The following is an 18,021-nucleotide window of genomic DNA, read 5'->3' on the forward strand; positions in this document are numbered from 1 at the left end:
ATGGGGGCTTTGACGAAAGCTGAGATGGCGGAACGTCTGTATGAAGAGCTGGGCCTGAACAAGCGGGAAGCCAAGGAATTGGTCGAACTGTTTTTCGAGGAGATCAGGCACGCTCTTGAAGACAACGAGCAGGTCAAATTGTCCGGTTTCGGCAATTTCGACCTTCGGGACAAACGCCAGCGGCCTGGCCGCAACCCGAAAACGGGGGAAGAAATCCCGATCACGGCTCGCCGTGTGGTCACCTTTCGTCCAGGGCAGAAGTTGAAGGCCCGAGTTGAGGCTTATGCTGGAACCAAGTCATAACGACGAACTACCCGTCATCCCGGGCAAACGCTACTTCACCATCGGTGAAGTCAGCGAGCTGTGTGCCGTAAAGCCACACGTGCTGCGCTACTGGGAGCAGGAGTTTCCTCAACTCAACCCCGTCAAACGCCGCGGAAACCGCCGGTATTATCAGCGCCAGGACGTGCTGATGATCCGGCAAATCCGCGCGCTCCTTTACGATCAAGGTTTCACCATCGGCGGCGCACGCCTGCGCTTGTCCGGCGATGAAGCCAAAGACGACACGACCCAATACAAGCAGATGATTCGGCAGATGATTGCCGAACTGGAAGATGTACTGGTGGTTCTCAAGAAATAAAAAGCAGCGTTTGAATACTTCCAGTTTTCAAACGCTTGCGCTATATTCTTGAGCGTTCTTCGAGGTGAAGAACCAGTCGGGGCGTAGCGCAGTCCGGTAGCGCACTAGCATGGGGTGCTAGGGGTCGAGTGTTCGAATCACTCCGTCCCGACCATATAATTCAATGAAAAGCCCAACTTTAACGAGTTGGGCTTTTTCATGTCTGGGAGATTTTCGAGCCTTGTCGATGGCTCATCCTTCCGCCTCTTCAAAATTGTCAGCTACGTGTAAGGAGGCGGCAGATTTGGCACTACCTTGCACGATGATTGGCACCCCGCTTTAGGTATTTAGGTCGGCGAATATCTACCTATTTGAGGGCCAGTAACTCACCCCTTGCCACTTCCTACCTTTTCGACTGGGTTGAATAGGGTTTTAAGGTCTCGTTCGACAAACTGGTGAGGTTTCCATCCCCCGACAAGCTTATCTGCGAGAAACGAGTCGATTGCGCTAACAGCGACACCTGTGGCAGTACCTAGGCCGCCAGCGCCTAGTGCGTCAATTCCTAGTCCAATGCCGGTGAAAATTCCCCACCGCATGCTTTTCCCCGGAAGTTTTGCAATCCAGGAATCTTTGATTGTTTCCTGATAATAGGCTCTGACCAAATTCGCATCTGCTGGTTGCTGGTGTAACCAATGACGAAATTTGTCTGCGGAGTCTAGAAGCTTCACTACTGATGCGAAAGGAACTGCGCCCGAATTGACGGCCTCCCGAATCGCATGGCCCCCAGAGAGTGTTAGATCTGCGAAGCGCTCAATCTGAAGCTGGCTTTGGGTGTATTTCCTGACGACTGAGTCTATAGCGCTTGCTTGCACCGCCTTTTCAATAGGATGCACTGCGATCTCTGTATTCAGCGACGCAGCCAGAAAGCTTGCGAGATATGCTCCCTGCACCAATGCCAAAATGTATGCTTCCGTAATGGTTGAGTGTTCGGGAGGCACTACTCGGTGGTAAATCTTGTTGAGGCTAGAGAAGTCGATGTTTGTATCAACCGAGAACTGCCCATTCCGCTCTCGTTCAACCTTAAACCGAAAATCATTCGGGCTTTCGAAGGTCGGTGCCACTTCACGAATGAGGGCTTTAACAGCGTCTTGAATCGTGTCCCCTTCCGAAAAGGTTTGAAGCAAAGACTCTTGATCAAAACCAGAATGGCTAAGGGGGTTGAGGAGTCGTGTGAACTGGCTTGCACCGATTTTTGCCTGGCTGGTGTTACCTGCTGCGGCGCGGAACTTCTGTGGCCCCACTTTTTCGATTATATGAGCAGGAGACGAAAATCTGATCAGGCCGTGAACCGATCTTCCGTTGCTAAGCGTATCGCTTGACACCCCTGTGTGGTCCTCCATGTAATGGATTTCCAGTCTTCCATCTCGTAGTAAGGATAAGAGTATGAAAGGGGGGATACGAGTGAGTAGCTCTTCAATGGTCGCGCTATTAGCCGCAATCACTACCCGTCCATAGAAAATCAGCCCTTCTGCGAGTGCGCCAATGTCAATCAGAGGCCCTGGTCCTATCGCATTTCTATAAGTGATCGCTTCGAACATATTTGACCCACTGCTATGGAGGAATAGCGCTCGCAATTACGCTTAGGAGGTTGCAGCTCTAGGCAGTGTAGAGATTGACTACAAAATCTGGCCTAATCGTCGGAGTTTTTGCTGTGTGTGGCACTTTGACATTGAAATTCGTGGGCTTTTTGAGGAGACTCAGACTCTCATGAAAGGAGTCTCAAAGTGGCAAAAATATCGATCGCAGCGTTTGAACAAAAAGTATTCGAAATTGAAGAAATGCGGGTTGTGGTTCGCGGTAATCCTAACGATCTGGTCGAAGACTACGACTATGATCGAGCTACCAGCTCTCGGACTAGCATCACGAAATGGCTTGAGAATCGTGTACGACCTTGCGTGGGAGATAATGTCGTTGTCGTAATCGCCGGAGAGGGTACGATTCCTAATGGCCGAACGCATGTGAGCAATCTCCGCAAAAGCTACGTTGAGTAACTGTCTGATTGAAGGCCCAGCCTAGCCGCTGGGCTTTTTTATGCCTGCTGCTCCCCGGCCCCTCGGAACTCTAAGCGGCACGTTAAGCGAGGGCTTCTTTCGTCCCCGCGAAAAATCATCTTCAACCGAAGCTTTTGTTTCCGAATGCTCAGGTGATCTATGCAATGCTATGGGTTATGTTAATGTGCCACCATTTGGACGATATGGAGAGTCGTGATGGGTTGGAAAGGGACCGTACGTTCTCTGCAGGCATCTGCACGGAGATCAGAGCGCAACTCTCATCGCCGTCAGCGTGAGCTTGAAAAGCGACAGAAAGAGTACGCAAAGATGGAAGCGCTGGAACAAGCAGCGTATGAAGTTGAGGTGTACGAAAATCACATAGATATCCTCCTTTCGATGCACAAGGAGTGTGCCGAGCCTGTGAGATGGAAGCGGCTTCTCTCCAATCCTGAACCTAGACAGCCACTCAAGAGCAATACTCTTGAGCAAGAAGCTACGCATGCTGCCGCTACATATCACCCCAATTTCTGGGCTCGGCTCTTCAAGCTAGAGGCTCGTCAGCGAGTAGCCCTTGTAGGCAAGATTGGCACCGCGCAGACGGAAGACGAAAGGCAATATCAGACTCAGCTTGTTGAATGGAAAACCGCCCATACCGAGTGGGCAGAGGAGAGGGGCATTGCGATCCGTATCCTTGATGGTAATCGTCAGGCCAAGCTAGATGCCATCGAAGCTTTCGAGTCATTTACAGAAATCTCACACCTCGGCTCAGCCATTCAGGTGCTTGTTCATGAAGGTGGTGTCCTTGAAGCCCGGGTCGCTATCCATGGCTCAGACGTGATTCCGACCGAAATCAAATCTCTTCTCAAAAGCGGCAAACTGTCGATCAAGGCCATGCCTGCTGGGCGGTTCAACGAGCTCCATCAGGACTACGTGTGCAGTTGCACCCTGCGAGTAGGTCGAGAGTTGTTGGCAATCCTGCCGGATGACCTAGTCATCGTCAGCGCTTTGGACAATGTGCTCAACAGCTCGACAGGTCATATGGAGGAGGAGCCAATTTTGAGTGTTGCGTTCTCTCGGTCAACCGTTGAAGGACTTAACCTAGAAACGATAGATCCGTCTGATGCGATGAAGAATTTCGTTCATAACATGAACTTCAAAAAGGGCGCCGGATTCTCTGCCGTTGCCGCCCTTGATGCTCAGCGCTTCGCCGCAACCGTATAACTGAATCATCTCAGAGTCCAGAGAGTGAAATGGCAAACATGAAGCAAATTGGTTTGTACGCAGGCATATTGGGAGCCTTGGCATCAGTGGCAGCGCTCGTCCTGCCGACGCAGGCGGTTTCGCACAACTCCAGTGGTACTAACAGTCCGGTCATTTCTGGCAACGGCAACAACGTCAGCTATCAATCCGGTTTTCCCGATCTTGAAACGCTAAGAGCCCAGCGCCCTAATATCAGTGATCAACAATACGCTGCAATTAAGCCCGGCATGACATATGAACAGGTGCTGGATATCGTCAAGATTCCCGGTAAGGAGGCCGCCAGCGGCAGCAACATGCAGATCTATACATGGGGGACGGAACTGTACGTATACATGGTGGTGACCTTGGTGGATGGCAAAGTTCAATCCAAGTCACATTGACGCGGTTTCAAGGTATTGCATTGCCCACCGGTGGGATGCGCGTTAGAGAAAACTCAAGGTTGATTGTCAACGCTTAAACCTTATTTTCTCACTGGCTCCCGACCGTCATCACAAAGCCAATTTTGGCGCTCTAGAATGAGCGCTTGCTTAAACCGGGAGAAGAGTCATGACTGTTAAGCTCAAGAAAGAACACCTGCAAACTGCTAAATATACCTACACTTGGAAACGCGATAACGGTGATGGTAGATACACAGGCCCTAAGGACAGGTCGCGTGTCGACAAAGACGAGGGCTACGAGGTTCTGGAATTCATCGAGAACCTGATGAACAAGCACAGCAAGAAAACACTGGGGGACGTTCATAATGCCGAGAACGCGCTCCATGCAAAAGAGCTGAGTGCCGTAGTAATGCGTGACGACCTGAACGCAAAGGTTAAAAAAGCATTGGGCTGGTAACCTAATCGGCAACTCCTCAATACCCGCCGGCTTGCCGGCGGGTATTTTGTTGGTTGGAAGAACGGATTGCATGACAAGGCGCAACGCATTTTTGAGAAGGCAGCAGGAGCGAGTGGAGACGAGCATCAGCCCACAAGATTTTAATCGCTGCGGCGGAGAAGGTCATTCTGCAGCATATCAACGAGCGTGCTGCAAAAAACCTGAAAGCCCGAAGTTGAGCCCATGGATATTTCGCTGAACATCGTGGAAAGCTTGAAGGTTTCAAACGTCGGAAGGCTGAGAAAGTGGCGAAAGCTGAGAAGGTTTATGGCGGTTGGGAGAATGTATGGGGAGATGCTCAGCGCGCTATAGCCAAACACAGCTACGAAATAGCGACGAAAAGCGCTGAGGCCAAAGCCTGGAGTGACGGCTTTGGTGCTAACTATGCAGCAGAAGCCAAGGCAAGTGATTTTGCTCAGTCACCCAACAAGGCCTCTGCTGATTTAGTTCATGCCAGTATTTCAAACCGATAGCCACGGGCTTGGCAGTCTCAAGCCGCCTTAGGTGCCATAGGCAGATCGAGAGTTCTCACTGCGCCGATAAAGTCCCTCGAAGAAAGCTCTGTAGCTTTGAAGATTTCAGTCGACCTTTTCTTTTGCATCGTCAAAATCACGCGAGCCAAATCGACATAATGATCGAAATTTTCTTTTGCTCGTTGGGATTGATCTGCTCATCGATGAGCGCGCGGGTCTGGTTAGCGCCTTGCGGATGTCGGTCAGGGATTTGCGTGGCCAGGTTCCGCAGGCGTACTCTTTGTTCTGCTCGCCTCAGCGATAACGATAGAAAAAAATTGACCGACACACCGTCTTTGCGGGCTGAGATTCGCCGGGCCAAACTGCCATCCTCTCGGAGGATTCGGCCGGCATCGTTGGGAGTCAGCGACTCGAGTTCTTTGATGGTAATTTTGGCCATGAAATGGTCTCCCCCTACTTCTACCCCCCCCCAAAAAAAAAACGTCGACTCTTGATGTACGTTCCTGGAACTCTCGTAGAGCAGAACACCGCTGGAGCTCAAGTAAATACTGGCTTAGTAAAATCCAGAGTAAAATTTTGAAAGCTTTCAAGAAGTATGAAAAAGGAGATGGGGTGCTAGGGGTCGAGTGTTCGAATCACTCCGTCCCGACCATAATTCCTGAGTGAAATCAGACACATAAGCCGATCAGATAGATCGGCTTTTTTGTACCTGCGCGAAACTACACGGTAGTTTCTTAATAAGATCCGGATTCGCTCCGGCCAAGCGATCTTTGCTGAGTCCTTCAAATTCAATCCCGACTATGCGTAGTAAAGGTTCAGCGCAATCAGCTCAAACACAGCCACAAATACGCAGAACGCAACGAATCTTCGGGTAAACACCCGGCGAGGCTTTTCATAGCCTTGATAGTTACTGAATGCGCTGCAAAGGTTTCCCAGAAAATCAATAAAGTCCATCAGATCTGCATTCTCACCTGCGTGCTTCATGCATCTTGCCAATTTCAATTTGGTTGAGACTTCTCATTGTCCTTACGATCGGCCTCGGTAGTCGGCGTAGGGCTCTACTCCACCCACGTGGGTGGCCCTTTGTAGAGGGAAAGCCATCTGCAACCCCGTTTACGCAGCTCAATATCAATAAGTAATAAGGACGTTAAGTGTTTCACAAACTGATGTTACTGGTGTTGATCACCTGCTCAAGCGGCTGTGCAGCAATGGCCATGCGGATGGATTATGACAAGCACCGATGTCCCTACATCGGTGTTCGGCTCGACTGGTGGTTGGTCGGTACATCCAAAGGCAAGTTGATTCCCTTTTTACTGATCGACGCGCCATTTTCATTGGTGGTCGATACCGTATTCTTCCCTTTCGAATATCAATACACCTGCAATTTCTGACTGGCGGGTAGTGCAACCCAAAGCAATGTAAAACTCCCGTAGAAAAGCCTTGGCATGTGCCAAGGCTTTTTCGTTGCTGACGCCACCGCCGATAAAACTCAGGACGATCCGACCCTGCCGTCCCGCACCTGCATCAGTGCAAACCCCAAAAGATTCAGGCCTTTCCACAGGTTCGGATCGTTCACATCCGCGTGATCTTGCGCGAGCCCAATTCCCCAAATGGCATCAACCGGGCTCGCTTCGACAATGATCCGAGATCCAGTGCGCATCAGGTATTCGTTCAGTTCGGGATTCTGGGAAAACTTGGCTTGGTTTGCCCGGACGACGATGTCGTATCGGTGTTGCAGCCAGAGCTGGTCGTTGAACCCACGCACCTTGCGGCCGAGGGCTTTGGCGGCGTTCGGGGTCGGGGCCAGCAGCACTTGTGCACGAATTTCCTGATCGTCGAACAAGGCTGCCTTCTCGGCCATCATGAAGTGTTCGGCTGTCGGGTAGCGTTGCCCCTCGACAACGAATTCGGCTTCGTACCACTGGCTGAAGCACGAAGCCGTGACGGCGTTTTTGCTCCGCTGGTGTCCCCAGAAAAAAGTGAAATCCAGAGGCTCTCCAGCGTTGAAGCGAGCGCGTAGATCTTCGAGAAGTTTAGAGTCGTGCAATGAGATTTCCTCGGTAACTGACTTTCGACGTTACAGTTGCTGTGCGTGTCAGGGCAATACGCAATGTCGCCCAGAGACTAATCCAGTGGGCCCAATACCTGGCGGTAGTGTTCTTCGCCTTGAGGCGTCTGCCGGGTCAGGCGGATTTCCAGGCCTTGGGGGTTTTCTTTGCGGTTGCCGCTGAGATGGCGCCACCCCATCTGCGGTTCCCAGACGCGCACTTGCAGATCGCTGATGCTGTCGAGCACCGCCACTGCCTGTTTCGGCGCGGGCAGCGGGTAGCGATCACGCGGCGTGGCGGCGGCGCGGTACAGGGTTTGATCTTTCAACCACCAGCACACGCGCTGCAAGCCGTTCTGCGAGGTGGCTGCACTGCGGATCACGTCAAGACGAAAGCGCTGGTCGTCGGCGCTGCGCACGCTGATTGCCGCTGGCTGCCCGGATCGTTCGTCATCGTTGTCGTTCAACAGTGGCTCGCGCAGTTCGATGCTGGCGCGCAAGGCGATATCTCGTTCCAGTTGATGCAGCGTGCGCAGCAGTGCTTCGGTGTGTTCGGTGCTCGCCTGCAGGTGCGTGTCGGCGCGGCTCACGCTGTCCAGACCGCGCCAGGCAATCAGGCTGACGATTGCCATGAGCATGATCGCGACCATCACTTCGATCAGGGTAAAACCCTCTTGCCGGCTATTCATGGCTGGTTGGCCAAGGTCAATTTGCCCGTGGCTGTGCGTTGCACGGTGAGCGTGTTCTGGCCATCCGAGAGTTGCAGTTGCACGGATGAATCGAACCACTCGGCGTTCAGTATCAGCGGCTGCCTGGGTGTCACTCGCACCTTCAGCGATGGCGTTTCCCAGTGACGAGGGCGCAGTTGCGGATCAGCGAGGAAGTGATCGAAGCCGGGGCCTTGTTCATTGCGACGGCTGAAACGAAAGCCGTTTTTGTCCGCCTGCCAAGTGATCGGGCGTCCATCGGCCAGGGCTTCGGCATGGGCGATTTGCAGCAACTGGATCAAGCGATTGGCGTCCTTGCGCAGCAGTTGCGCCGGGTCAGGCTTGATACTCAGGCTGACGGCGGCGCTGGCAATGCCGATGATGATCAGCACCACCATCAATTCGATGAGGGTGAAGCCTGTTTGTCTGTCCTTGGTCATACCGCAACGTTCCTTCGTTGTGAATCCATCCTGGCGGATTCGAACCTTCAATCCGGATAGAAAAGCGAATGTTGTCCTGTAGACTGCGACGCAGGACAACAAGGAGGTGTGGTCTTGGCATTTACTTTTCGCTTATCCGCAACGCAGCTTGTGCAATCGGCGGCACTGATCGCGACGCTGGCAGGGGGGCTGTTCTGGTCTGCGCTGTTGCTGACGCCGGCACAATCCCACGTTCCGGCGCTGGAGCCCCAAGTGTTGCCGACGCGCGCCGACACAGCGGCTTTGCAGTGGTTTTCCAACCAGCCGGCACCGTTGGATATCAAGGTTTCCGGAGTGCTGGCAGGGGCGCACGCCGCGGTGGCAATTCTAAGTCTCAACGACGGTCCGCCGCGCAGTTTTCTGGTGGGTGATCGCTTGGCCCTGGGTGTGCACGTGATAGCCATTGAACAGGATGCGGTGGTCATTGAGCGTGGCGCAGAACAGAGCCGATTAAAAGTCAGCACGCTGCCAGACTCCCCGTCGCTGCCTCGGCTGACTCGACCCTAAGCGGTGTCATTGGCGCTTTTCCTGCGGCCGGCCGAGTAAGGTTTCCAGTCGCGCCAGGGGCGGTGCCTGACGTTCGCGATCCGAAACCAGCAGCGTCACGCGCATCAGTCGTCCATCGGTGCTCGGGGTCATGCGTTGATCACAGCGCAGTTGCAGGCGACCTTGATCACACTCGAAGGTTTTCAGTCCTGGGGCAAAGTCTTCTTCCAGACGCAGTTCGGCGAGCCGGGTCTGCGCCGCCAGCAAAGCGATCGAGCGATCGCGCAACAGGCCATTGCTCTGGGTCATCAGACCCGCAACGCGAACGGCCGCAGACATGGCCACGGCGATGATTGCCAAGGCCACCAGAACCTCGATGAGGGTGAAACCTCGCTCCTTGCGCAACGCTTCCATGCTTGTCTCTGCGGTTGAAACCGGCCCGCAGAATAACACCCGTCCTTTGGCGAATGTGCAGAAAAACAGTGCGTTAATGATTGTTGTACGATGACTGGCTTTTGTTACACTGCGCGCCGAATGTAATCATGCCAAGGAAGGTTGAAATGGATTTCGCGCGCGTCAAATCTCAGTCCGCAGGCCGTCGAGGTCAGCAGGGTTTCACCCTGATCGAAATCATGGTGGTGGTGGTCATCCTCGGCATTCTGGCGGCGATGGTCGTGCCCAAGGTGCTCGACCGACCTGATCAGGCCCGAGCCACTGCGGCAAAACAAGACATCGCCGGCCTGATGCAGGCACTCAAACTCTACCGCCTCGACCACGGCACTTACCCGACGCTGAATCAGGGGCTCAAGGTGTTGGTGGAGCGTCCGGCGGATGCGAAAAACAGCAACTGGCGCTCTTATCTGGAGCGCTTGCCCAACGACCCGTGGGGTCGTCCTTACAACTATCTGAATCCCGGCGCGAACGGTGAGATCGACATCTTCTCCCTCGGCGCAGACGGCCAACCCGACGGCGACGGCGTCAATGCCGATATTGGTTCCTGGCAGCTCTGAGAGCGGCCATGAAATCATCCTCGCCACAGGCGCAGAAACAGCGCGGCATGGCCATTATCAGCGCCTTGCTGATTGCCGCCGTGGTTGCGGTGATCGCCGCTGGCATGCTCACCCGGCAGAGCGTGTTTACCCGTTCTCTTGAAGCGGAACAGTCCCGAGTGCAGGGCGCTGCGGCACTGTTGGCGGGGCTGGAGCTGAGTCGGCAATTGCTCAGGGACACGCGTCAGCAGGACGTGCTGACCCGGCTCGATCAACCTTGGGCGCAGCCTGTCAAAAGCCATTTGTTGAATTCGCCGGGGAGCGGTTTCGAGGGGCGCATCGAGGATCAGCAGGGCAAGTTCAATTTACGCAATTTACTCAGCAATGAGCGCGTCGATGGCGGACAGTTGCGCAGCTTCGAACGCCTCTGCGAAATGATCGGAATCGATGCTGCCCTCAGTCAGCGCATCAGCCAGCGCGTCATTGCCTCCTACCCGAGAATGCCCGACCTGCAAGCCGCTGGGCAGAGTATGGCGCAGACGGGTTTCGACGGCGTCCGTGCGACGTCGCCAAGTGCGCGCCAAAGACCCTTGCCGGCCACTCAGCCGATGTTGCGCAGCCTTGATGATTTACGTGGCCTCGAAGGCATGAACGAGGAGCTGCTTGGTCGCTTGGATCAGTATGTCAGCCTGATTCCGGCAAAGACCTGGGTCAACGGTAATACTGCCAGCGCCGAGGTATTGGTGGCGGTGGTACCGGGTTTATCGCTGGCGCAGGCCAGGGCCGTGGTGGGAGAGCGCGATCGTGGCCAGTGGTTCCTCAATCGCGGGGACTTCGTCAACCGTCTGCACTTGCCGCACCTGACCGTCGACGGACTGAACGTCGGCATCAGCAGCGATTGGTTTCTGCTGCGCGGACACGCGCGTCGTGACCAGCGCCGCGTCAGCCTGGATGCGCTGCTGCATCGACCCGCCGACGAGATGCCGAAAGTGGTCTGGTCGAGGCTCGGCGTATGACTCGCCTGCGAGTCGCCTTGCCGCCGCTGGCGGGCTTGACCTCAGACTCTGAGGTTGAATTTGCGCGCCTGGATCGGCACGACAAGGTCAGTCAGACCGGTGTCAGTACGCTGTTGCTGATTGAACAGGAGTGGCCGTTACAGCCCGTCGAGTTTTTTCTGCATCCGGCGGACAGTGTACTGACCAGTTTGCAGTTGCCACCGCTGGTGCCGGTGAAGATCGAGGCGGCGGTGAAGTGTGCCGCGCAGGCGCTGATTCTGGGTGGCACTGAACAAATGTACGTTGCGCACAGTGCTCGTGAGGTCTCAGGGCAAGTGTCGCTGGCCTGGCTCGCGCAGGCATCTCTGGATCGTTTCGGGCTGTTATTGGCTCAGCACCGATTGAAGCTGCGAGGCCTTTACCCGGCGCCTTATGCTTTGCCGGTGCCCGCGCAGGGGCAGGTCAGCGCGAGTGTATTGGACGGGCAATTGCTGCTGCGCTTCAGCCGTGCGCAGGCTTCGGTAGAACCCTTGGCGCAGGAGCGTCTGGATGAACTCGTCACCAGTGGTCGCGGCTTGCAGTGGATCGGCGCAGATGCTCCTGCAACAGTCGTCGAACCACGACCTGCGGAGCAGCGCTGGTGTGGCGTTGCGCCGGGATGGGGGTTGCATGCAGGCATTGGCAAGGCTGCCGGCCCCGCTCGCGGTTGGGGCAAGGCCGCCTTCTGTTGCGCCTTGGCGATCGCGATCTGGGTGTCGGGGCTGAACCTTTACGCGGCCCGTGAAGTAACCCAGGGCGAGCAGCTCAAGGCGCAAATGAGCCAGCGGGTAAAGCAGGCTTTTCCAGAGTTACCGGTGATCCTCAATCCGTTGCAGCAGGCTCGCCAGCAATTGGCAGCCCGGCACAGCGGTGTGATGGCCGACGCGAATCATGGGTTTGCCTACCTGGTGCAACATGCCGCGAGCGCGCTGCCGTTTATGGCAGGCAGCGTCCAGCGCATGACCTATGAGCAGGGACGTTTGCAGTTGGAGTTGGCTGCCGACACTGCGCAGGCACCCGCCGACGGCGCATTGCCGGGAGCGCTGACGCAGGCAGGGTTGGTCGCCAGACGCGAAGACAACGTGTGGATTTTCAGCCCGCAGGTTGAGCCGGCAGCGGTTGAGGACGATGCCGTCATGGACAGCGACGATGAATAATCTACTGGCGATCTATCGGGCTCGCTGGCTGCTGCTGCGAGCACAGATTCATCGGCATTGGGCGCCGCTGACCTTGCGCGAAAAACGCCTGGTCGCGGGCACCGCATTGATGTTGGGGGGCGTGCTGATCTGGCTGCTGCTCGTCCAGCCACCGCTGAAAAAGATTGAACATTGGCAGACCGAAACGCCGAAGTTGCGTGGCCAGGCCGAAGCGCTGGATCTGTTGTTGCGCGAGGTGGCGACAGCGCCCATTGGGCAAAACGTCGAGCGGTCATTGCAGCAATCTCTCGATGGCAACGGGCTGCTTGGTCACTACCAGTTGCAGGCAATTGGCACCGCTTGGCAGTTGACGTTCGAGGATGCGCCCGCTGATGCCGTCATCAGTTGGCTGTTAATCCACCCCGTGCAGTTTTCACTTGAAGTGGTCGAGGCTCGTTTGCAGCGTGCAGACGCAGCCAAGGTCGACGATACGGCCGGCACTTTGTCAGGCACCGTTCGCATGGATCAGGCGCAGGGCGCTAAGGAAGCTTCATGAAGTGGTCAGGTTCCAATTATGTACGTACGGCCGCGCCGTTTCTGTTGTTGGCACTGAGCGCATGCAGCAACACCACCACACCGCAAAACCAGCCGCCATTGCTGGTCGACAGTGAACTCGGTCGGCCGCTGGCCAACACCCAGCGTAACGGCGACGCGGTGCTCGACCGCGAGCGCGCACAGGCCCAAGCGCGACCTGTGCCGAAGCAATTGCACAACATCAGCAAGAGTGCGCGCAGCGGCGCGGCGTCGTCGGGCATTGCCTTGCCGAGTAATCCGTTGGGTGATCAACCGGTGACGCTGAATTTTGTCGATGCGGATATTCAAGCGGTGGTGCGGGCGTTGTCGCGTTCGACCGGGCAGCAGTTTTTGGTTGATCCTCGGGTGAAGGGCTCGTTGACGCTGGTCTCGGAAGGTCAGGTGCCGGCGCGGCAGGCTTACGACATGTTGCTGGCGGCGTTGCGCATGCAGGGTTTCAGTGTGGTTGATGTGGGCGGTGTGGCGCAGGTGGTGCCGGAGGCGGATGCGAAACTGCTGGGTGGGCCGATTTACAGCGCTGACAAACCGGCGGGTAACGGCATGCTCACGCGGACGTTTCGCCTGCAATACGAAAACGCGGTGAACCTGATTCCGGTGCTGCGGCCGATTGTTTCGCCGAACAACCCGATCAACGCCTATCCGGGCAATAACACCATCGTCATCACTGATTACGCGGAGAACCTGACCCGTGTTGCGCAGTTGATTGCGAGCATTGATTCGCCGAGTGCGATCGACACGGATGTGGTGCAGATTCAGAACGGTATCGCCGCTGACATCGCGCCGATGGTGGCGGATCTGCTGGATGCGCCGGGTAATGATCCGACGCAGAAAATCGCGGTGATTGGTGATCCGCGTTCCAACACCATCATCATTCGCGCCGGCAGTCCCGAGCGCACGGAGCTGGCGCGTAATCTGATCTACAAACTGGATAACGCGCAGAGCAATCCGAGCAATCTGCATGTGGTTTATCTGCGTAACGCCCAAGCGGCGAAACTGGCGCAGGCCTTGCGCGGTTTGCTCACGGGTGAGGGTGATAGCGGCACCAGTGACAGTGCGCGCTCGGTGCTTAGTGCGATGGGTGCAAGTACTGGCGGCAGCGCTGGGCAGAACGGCCAGAGCGGCACGCAAACCAGCGGCACGACATCGACCAGCAATAGCAGCGGCAGTGCCGGTGGCAGTTACGCACAAGGCAGTGGCGGCACCAGTAGCAGCGGTAATCAGGCGAGCGAACAGAACGTCGCCTTCAGTGCCGGCGGCGTAACGATTCAGGCCGACGCCACCACCAACACTTTGCTGATTTCCGCGCCGGAGCCGTTGTATCGCAACCTGCGCGAGGTGATCGATCTGCTCGACCAGCGCCGCGCGCAAGTGGTAATCGAAAGCCTGATCGTCGAAGTCGGCGAGGACGATGCCAGTGAGTTTGGTGTGCAATGGCAGACCGGCAATCTCGGCGGCAATGGCGTGATCGGCGGGGCGAATCTCGGTGGTTCGGGGATCAACGTCAACGGCAAGACCAGCATCGACGTGTTGCCGCAAGGTTTGAACCTGGGCTACGTCAACGGCACCGTCGATATCCCCGGCATCGGCAAGATTCTTGACCTGAAAGTGCTGGCACGGGCCTTGAAGAGCAAGGGCGGCACCAACGTGCTGTCGACGCCGAACCTGCTGACCCTCGATAACGAAGCGGCGAGTATTTTCGTTGGCCAGACCATTCCGTTTGTCAGCGGCAGTTATGTGACTGGCGGTGGCGGCACCAGCAATAACCCGTTCCAGACCGTGACCCGAGAAGAGGTGGGTTTGAAGCTCAATGTGCGCCCGCAGATTTCCGAGGGCGGCACGGTGAAGCTCGATATCTATCAGGAAGTCAGCAGCATTGATGAGCGGGCGTCGGCCAGTTCGACCTCGGCCGGCATTGTCACCAACAAACGCGCGATCGATACCAGCATCCTGCTCGATGACGGCCAGATCATGGTCCTCGGCGGATTGCTGCAGGACGGCTACAGCCAGAGTAACGACGCGGTGCCTTGGCTGGGCAGCCTGCCGGGCATCGGCGCGCTGTTTCGCAACGAACGCCGGGCGATCACCAAGACCAACCTGATGGTGTTTCTGCGCCCGTACATCATCCGCGACAGCGAAGCGGGGCGCAGCATCACCCTCAACCGTTACGACTTCATGCGCCGCGCTCAGGGTGGTTTGCAACCGGAACGCAGCTGGGCAATGCCGGACATGCAGGCGCCGCAGTTGCCGACGGCGGCACAAGGTGTGCCGGCGGTGTTACCAAGTTCTGGCCCACGCGCAACCATCAAAGCGGTGCCCATCCAATGACGCCGACATCGCCCCTTGATCTGGAAAACGGACCTGTAGGAGCTGCCGAAGGCTGCGATCTTTTGATCTTGCTCTTCGACGGACCCAAACGACCAAAGATCAAAAGATCGCAGCCTTCGGCAGCTCCTACAGGGATTGGGGAGGGCTTGAGATGAGTGCGCTGCCTTACGCCTGGGCCAAGGCGCAGCGCATTCTGTTGTGTGATGGCGTGTTGACGGTGTGCCCGTCGACGCCGGGCTGGTCGATCAGCGAGGCGCGGCGGCAGTTCGGCGCGACCACGATTCAGCGCGTGCGCGATGATGAGCTCGATGGTTTGCTCGCCAGCGCGTACGCCGACACTGGCAGCGCGGCGGCGGTGGTCGGTGCTGCAGAAAACGAAGTCGACCTCGACCGCCTGATGCAGGACATGCCGGAAATCACCGACCTGCTCGACACCCAGGACGGCGCCCCGGTGATCCGCATGATCAACGCGCTGCTGACCCAGGCCGCGCGCGACGAGGCCAGCGACATTCACATCGAACCGTTCGAAACCCACTCAGTGGTGCGCTACCGCGTCGACGGCACGCTACGTGACGTGGTCTCGCCGCGCAAGGCGTTACACGGTGCGTTGGTGTCGCGGATCAAGATCATGGCCCAGCTCGACATCGCCGAAAAACGCCTGCCACAGGACGGTCGCATTGCCTTGCGGGTGGCCGGGCGGCCGATCGATATTCGTGTTTCAACGGTGCCGACCGGCCATGGCGAAAGGGTGGTGATGCGTCTGCTCGACAAACAAGCCGGGCGTCTGCACCTGGAAACCCTCGGCATGGACGCGCAGGTGCTGGCCAAACTCGATCACCTGATCCGCCAGCCCCACGGCATTGTGCTGGTCACCGGCCCCACCGGCAGCGGCAAGACCACCAGCCTTTACGCGGCACTGGCACGGCTGGATGCGAGTACCAGCAACATCCTCACCGTGGAAGATCCGGTGGAATACGACTTGCCGGGGATCAGCCAGATTCAGGTCAACGCCAAGATCGACATGACCTTCGCCCTGGCGCTGCGGGCGATTCTGCGCCAAGACCCGGACATCATCATGATCGGCGAGATCCGCGATCTCGAAACTGCGCAAATTGCCGTGCAGGCGTCGCTGACCGGGCATTTGGTGTTGGCGACCTTGCACACCAACGACGCAGTGTCGGCGGTCAACCGCTTGATCGACATGGGCGTCGAACCGTTTCTGCTGGCCTCGTCGATGCTCGGGGTGCTCGCGCAAAGATTAGTGCGGCGCCTGTGCAATCACTGCAAGCAGGAAGACCCAACGGCACCGGGCACTTGGCGTCCGGTTGGCTGCCCGGCGTGCAATCAAACCGGCTACAGCGGCCGCACCGGCATCCATGAATTGTTCTGCATCGACGACGATATCCGCACACTGATCCACCAAGGGGCAGGGGAGCAGGCTCTGCGCGCATCAGCCGCCAAGGCCGGGATGTTCAGCCTGCGTGAGGACGGCGAGCGCTGGATCCGCAGCGGCGCCACCGCGCCCGAAGAAATCCTCCGTGTGACACGGGACGCCTGATGAATCGCTATCGTTTTGAAGCCGCCGACGCGACCGGCAAGATTGAATCCGGGCACCTTGAGGCGGACAGCCAGGCTGCCGCGTTCTCAACGTTACGCGGGCGCGGATTGACCGCGTTGTCGGTGCATAAGGAGAGCAATGTCGCCAGCCATGGTGGCGGCGGATTGTTCAGCGCCAAGCTCTCGGACAACGACCTTGCTTGGGCCACGCGGCAATTGGCGAGCTTGTTGGGCGCGAGTCTGCCGCTTGAAGCTGCGCTGAGTGCCACGGTCGAGCAGGCCGAGAAAAAACACATCGCCCACACCCTTAGCGCCGTACGTGCGGATGTGCGCAGCGGCATGCGTCTGGCGGAATCGCTGGCGGCGCGGCCACGGGATTTTCCCGAGATCTATCGTGCGCTGATTGCGGCGGGGGAAGAGTCCGGTGATCTCGCGCAGGTGATGGAACGGCTGGCGGATTACATCGAAGAGCGCAACAACCTGCGCGGCAAGATTCTCACCGCGTTCATCTATCCGGGTGTGGTTGGGCTGGTGTCGATCGGCATCGTGATTTTCCTGCTCAGTTACGTGGTGCCGCAGGTGGTCAGTGCGTTTTCTCAGGCGCGGCAGGACTTGCCGGGGTTGACGTTGGCGATGCTCAACGCCAGTGATTTCATAAGGGCGTGGGGCTGGTTGTGTGCGGCGATTATCGCAGGGGCGTTCTGGAGCTGGCGCCTGTACCTGCGCAATCCGGCGGCACGTTTGAGTTGGCATCATCGCGTGCTGAAGTTGCCGCTGCTCGGGCGTTTCATTCTGGGCCTGAACACTGCGCGTTTCGCCTCGACGCTGGCGATTCTCGGCGGCGCCGGGGTGCCGTTGTTGCGTGCGCTGGAGGCGGCGCGGCAGACGTTGTCCAACGACCGCTTGAGTTTGAGTGTCACTGAAGCCACGGCCAAGGTGCGTGAAGGGGTCAACCTGGCAGCAGCGTTGCGGGTGGAAAATGTGTTTCCGCCGGTGCTGATTCACCTGATCGCCAGTGGCGAAAAAACCGGATCGCTGCCACCGATGCTCGAGCGCGCAGCGCAAACTCTGTCGCGGGATATCGAACGGCGGGCGATGGGCATGACGGCGTTGCTGGAGCCGCTGATGATCGTGGTCATGGGCGGGGTGGTGCTGGTGATTGTGATGGCGGTGTTGTTGCCGATCATTGAGATCAATCAGCTGGTCCAGTAGTGGTGTTGTTGCACAGGGCCTCATCGCGAGCAGGCTCACTCCTACAGGGGTACGCATTTCAAATGTAGGCCTTCGCCTGCTCGCGATGGGGCCCGTCAGGGCAATAAATAATTTGGATTTTGTTTCAGAACTCCACCCCCGCACCATCTTCAAGCAGACATGAAAAAGCCCTCGTCACC

21 protein-coding genes, 1 tRNA gene and 1 pseudogene are annotated in these 18,021 nt (G+C 57.1%); 17 read left to right on the plus strand and 6 right to left on the minus strand.

Annotated features, from left to right (window positions below):
* The 3 genes from ihfA to HU718_RS11050 all read left to right on the plus strand — a co-directional run bounded on the left by ihfA (position 1) and on the right by HU718_RS11050 (position 794).
* Positions 1-303, plus strand: coding sequence for an integration host factor subunit alpha (gene ihfA / locus HU718_RS11040; RefSeq protein WP_002553164.1), 303 nt, complete (start codon positions 1-3; stop codon positions 301-303).
* Positions 284-640 carry a MerR family transcriptional regulator gene (locus tag HU718_RS11045; protein ID WP_003179985.1) on the plus strand — a complete coding sequence of 119 codons (357 nt, stop codon included), beginning with the start codon at positions 284-286 and terminating at the stop codon, positions 638-640. The genes ihfA and HU718_RS11045 overlap by 20 nt, the downstream gene beginning before the upstream one ends.
* A 77-nt stretch (positions 641-717) precedes the next feature.
* Positions 718-794 (plus strand) — tRNA-Pro (locus HU718_RS11050).
* Between the two features lie 211 nt (positions 795-1,005).
* Here the strand turns inward: HU718_RS11050 and HU718_RS11055 are convergent.
* A complete protein-coding gene (locus tag HU718_RS11055; RefSeq protein ID WP_186613566.1) occupies positions 1,006-2,217 on the minus strand; it encodes a hypothetical protein in 1,212 nt (403 codons plus the stop codon).
* Between the two features lie 186 nt (positions 2,218-2,403).
* Here HU718_RS11055 and HU718_RS11060 point away from each other — a divergent pair, with 186 nt between their 5' ends.
* The 5 genes from HU718_RS11060 (at position 2,404) to HU718_RS11080 (ending at position 5,276) form a co-directional block, all read left to right on the plus strand.
* Positions 2,404-2,670, plus strand: coding sequence for a hypothetical protein (locus HU718_RS11060; protein ID WP_157786275.1), 267 nt, complete (start codon positions 2,404-2,406; stop codon positions 2,668-2,670).
* A gap of 327 nt (positions 2,671-2,997) precedes the next feature.
* Entirely contained in the window at positions 2,998-3,891 is an 894-nt protein-coding gene (locus HU718_RS11065; protein WP_225936851.1) for a hypothetical protein, read from the plus strand.
* A 29-nt stretch (positions 3,892-3,920) separates the two neighbouring features.
* Positions 3,921-4,310, plus strand: coding sequence for a hypothetical protein (locus HU718_RS11070; protein ID WP_186613562.1), 390 nt, complete (start codon positions 3,921-3,923; stop codon positions 4,308-4,310).
* Positions 4,311-4,476: 166 nt separating this feature from the next.
* Positions 4,477-4,764, plus strand: a complete 288-nt coding sequence (locus HU718_RS11075; protein ID WP_186613560.1) for a hypothetical protein — start codon at positions 4,477-4,479, stop codon at positions 4,762-4,764.
* 284 nt (positions 4,765-5,048) lie between these two features.
* Positions 5,049-5,276 carry a hypothetical protein gene (locus tag HU718_RS11080; RefSeq protein WP_186613558.1) on the plus strand — a complete coding sequence of 76 codons (228 nt, stop codon included), beginning with the start codon at positions 5,049-5,051 and terminating at the stop codon, positions 5,274-5,276.
* A gap of 169 nt (positions 5,277-5,445) precedes the next feature.
* Here the strand turns inward: HU718_RS11080 and HU718_RS11085 are convergent.
* Positions 5,446-5,715: pseudogene (locus tag HU718_RS11085) on the minus strand (integrase arm-type DNA-binding domain-containing protein); the annotation flags it as partial.
* A gap of 712 nt (positions 5,716-6,427) precedes the next feature.
* On the opposite strand from HU718_RS11085, the gene HU718_RS11090 reads away from it, so the two are divergent.
* Complete coding sequence (locus HU718_RS11090; protein ID WP_186613556.1) at positions 6,428-6,667, plus strand: YceK/YidQ family lipoprotein; 240 nt, start codon at positions 6,428-6,430, stop codon at positions 6,665-6,667.
* A gap of 98 nt (positions 6,668-6,765) precedes the next feature.
* On the opposite strand, the gene ybiA is transcribed toward HU718_RS11090, so the two are convergent.
* From ybiA to HU718_RS11105, 3 genes are all read right to left on the minus strand, one after another.
* On the minus strand, positions 6,766-7,323 hold the full coding sequence (gene ybiA, locus HU718_RS11095; protein WP_150705635.1) for a riboflavin biosynthesis intermediates N-glycosidase: 558 nt from the start codon (positions 7,321-7,323) through the stop codon (positions 6,766-6,768).
* Positions 7,324-7,400: 77 nt separating this feature from the next.
* Positions 7,401-8,012 (minus strand): PulJ/GspJ family protein, encoded by a 612-nt coding sequence (locus tag HU718_RS11100; protein WP_186613554.1) that lies wholly within the window; start codon positions 8,010-8,012, stop codon positions 7,401-7,403.
* Positions 8,009-8,470, minus strand: coding sequence for a GspH/FimT family pseudopilin (locus HU718_RS11105; RefSeq protein WP_186613552.1), 462 nt, complete (start codon positions 8,468-8,470; stop codon positions 8,009-8,011). Before HU718_RS11105 ends, HU718_RS11100 begins: the two co-directional genes overlap by 4 nt.
* Before the next feature lie 114 nt (positions 8,471-8,584).
* On the opposite strand from HU718_RS11105, the gene HU718_RS11110 reads away from it, so the two are divergent.
* Positions 8,585-9,016, plus strand: coding sequence for a general secretion pathway protein GspC (locus HU718_RS11110; protein WP_186613550.1), 432 nt, complete (start codon positions 8,585-8,587; stop codon positions 9,014-9,016).
* Positions 9,017-9,022: 6 nt separating this feature from the next.
* On the opposite strand, the gene gspI is transcribed toward HU718_RS11110, so the two are convergent.
* Positions 9,023-9,409, minus strand: a complete 387-nt coding sequence (gspI, locus tag HU718_RS11115) for a type II secretion system minor pseudopilin GspI (RefSeq protein WP_186613548.1) — start codon at positions 9,407-9,409, stop codon at positions 9,023-9,025.
* 146 nt (positions 9,410-9,555) lie between these two features.
* Between gspI and gspG the strand changes: the two genes are divergently transcribed.
* From gspG to gspF, 7 genes are all read left to right on the plus strand, one after another.
* Positions 9,556-10,005, plus strand: a complete 450-nt coding sequence (gene gspG / locus HU718_RS11120) for a type II secretion system major pseudopilin GspG (protein ID WP_016984958.1) — start codon at positions 9,556-9,558, stop codon at positions 10,003-10,005.
* A gap of 8 nt (positions 10,006-10,013) precedes the next feature.
* Positions 10,014-11,000 carry a type II secretion system minor pseudopilin GspK gene (gspK, locus tag HU718_RS11125; protein ID WP_186613546.1) on the plus strand — a complete coding sequence of 329 codons (987 nt, stop codon included), beginning with the start codon at positions 10,014-10,016 and terminating at the stop codon, positions 10,998-11,000.
* Positions 10,997-12,175: a type II secretion system protein GspL gene (gene gspL, locus HU718_RS11130; protein WP_186613544.1), complete on the plus strand. Its 1,179-nt coding sequence runs from the start codon at positions 10,997-10,999 to the stop codon at positions 12,173-12,175. The genes gspK and gspL overlap by 4 nt, the downstream gene beginning before the upstream one ends.
* Positions 12,168-12,710: a type II secretion system protein M gene (locus HU718_RS11135; RefSeq protein WP_186613542.1), complete on the plus strand. Its 543-nt coding sequence runs from the start codon at positions 12,168-12,170 to the stop codon at positions 12,708-12,710. Before gspL ends, HU718_RS11135 begins: the two co-directional genes overlap by 8 nt.
* Entirely contained in the window at positions 12,707-15,073 is a 2,367-nt protein-coding gene (gene gspD, locus HU718_RS11140) for a type II secretion system secretin GspD (RefSeq protein WP_217868279.1), read from the plus strand. The genes HU718_RS11135 and gspD overlap by 4 nt, the downstream gene beginning before the upstream one ends.
* Before the next feature lie 151 nt (positions 15,074-15,224).
* Complete coding sequence (gspE, locus tag HU718_RS11145; RefSeq protein WP_186613540.1) at positions 15,225-16,631, plus strand: type II secretion system ATPase GspE; 1,407 nt, start codon at positions 15,225-15,227, stop codon at positions 16,629-16,631.
* The gene (gene gspF / locus HU718_RS11150) at positions 16,631-17,842 is read left to right on the plus strand and encodes a type II secretion system inner membrane protein GspF (protein WP_186613538.1); all 1,212 of its coding nucleotides are present in this window, start codon (positions 16,631-16,633) and stop codon (positions 17,840-17,842) included. Before gspE ends, gspF begins: the two co-directional genes overlap by 1 nt.
* The last annotated feature ends 179 nt before the right edge of the window (positions 17,843-18,021 follow it).

Source organism: Pseudomonas tensinigenes (genome assembly GCF_014268445.2).
In the GTDB taxonomy this organism is placed as follows: Bacteria; Pseudomonadota; Gammaproteobacteria; order Pseudomonadales; family Pseudomonadaceae; genus Aquipseudomonas; species Aquipseudomonas tensinigenes.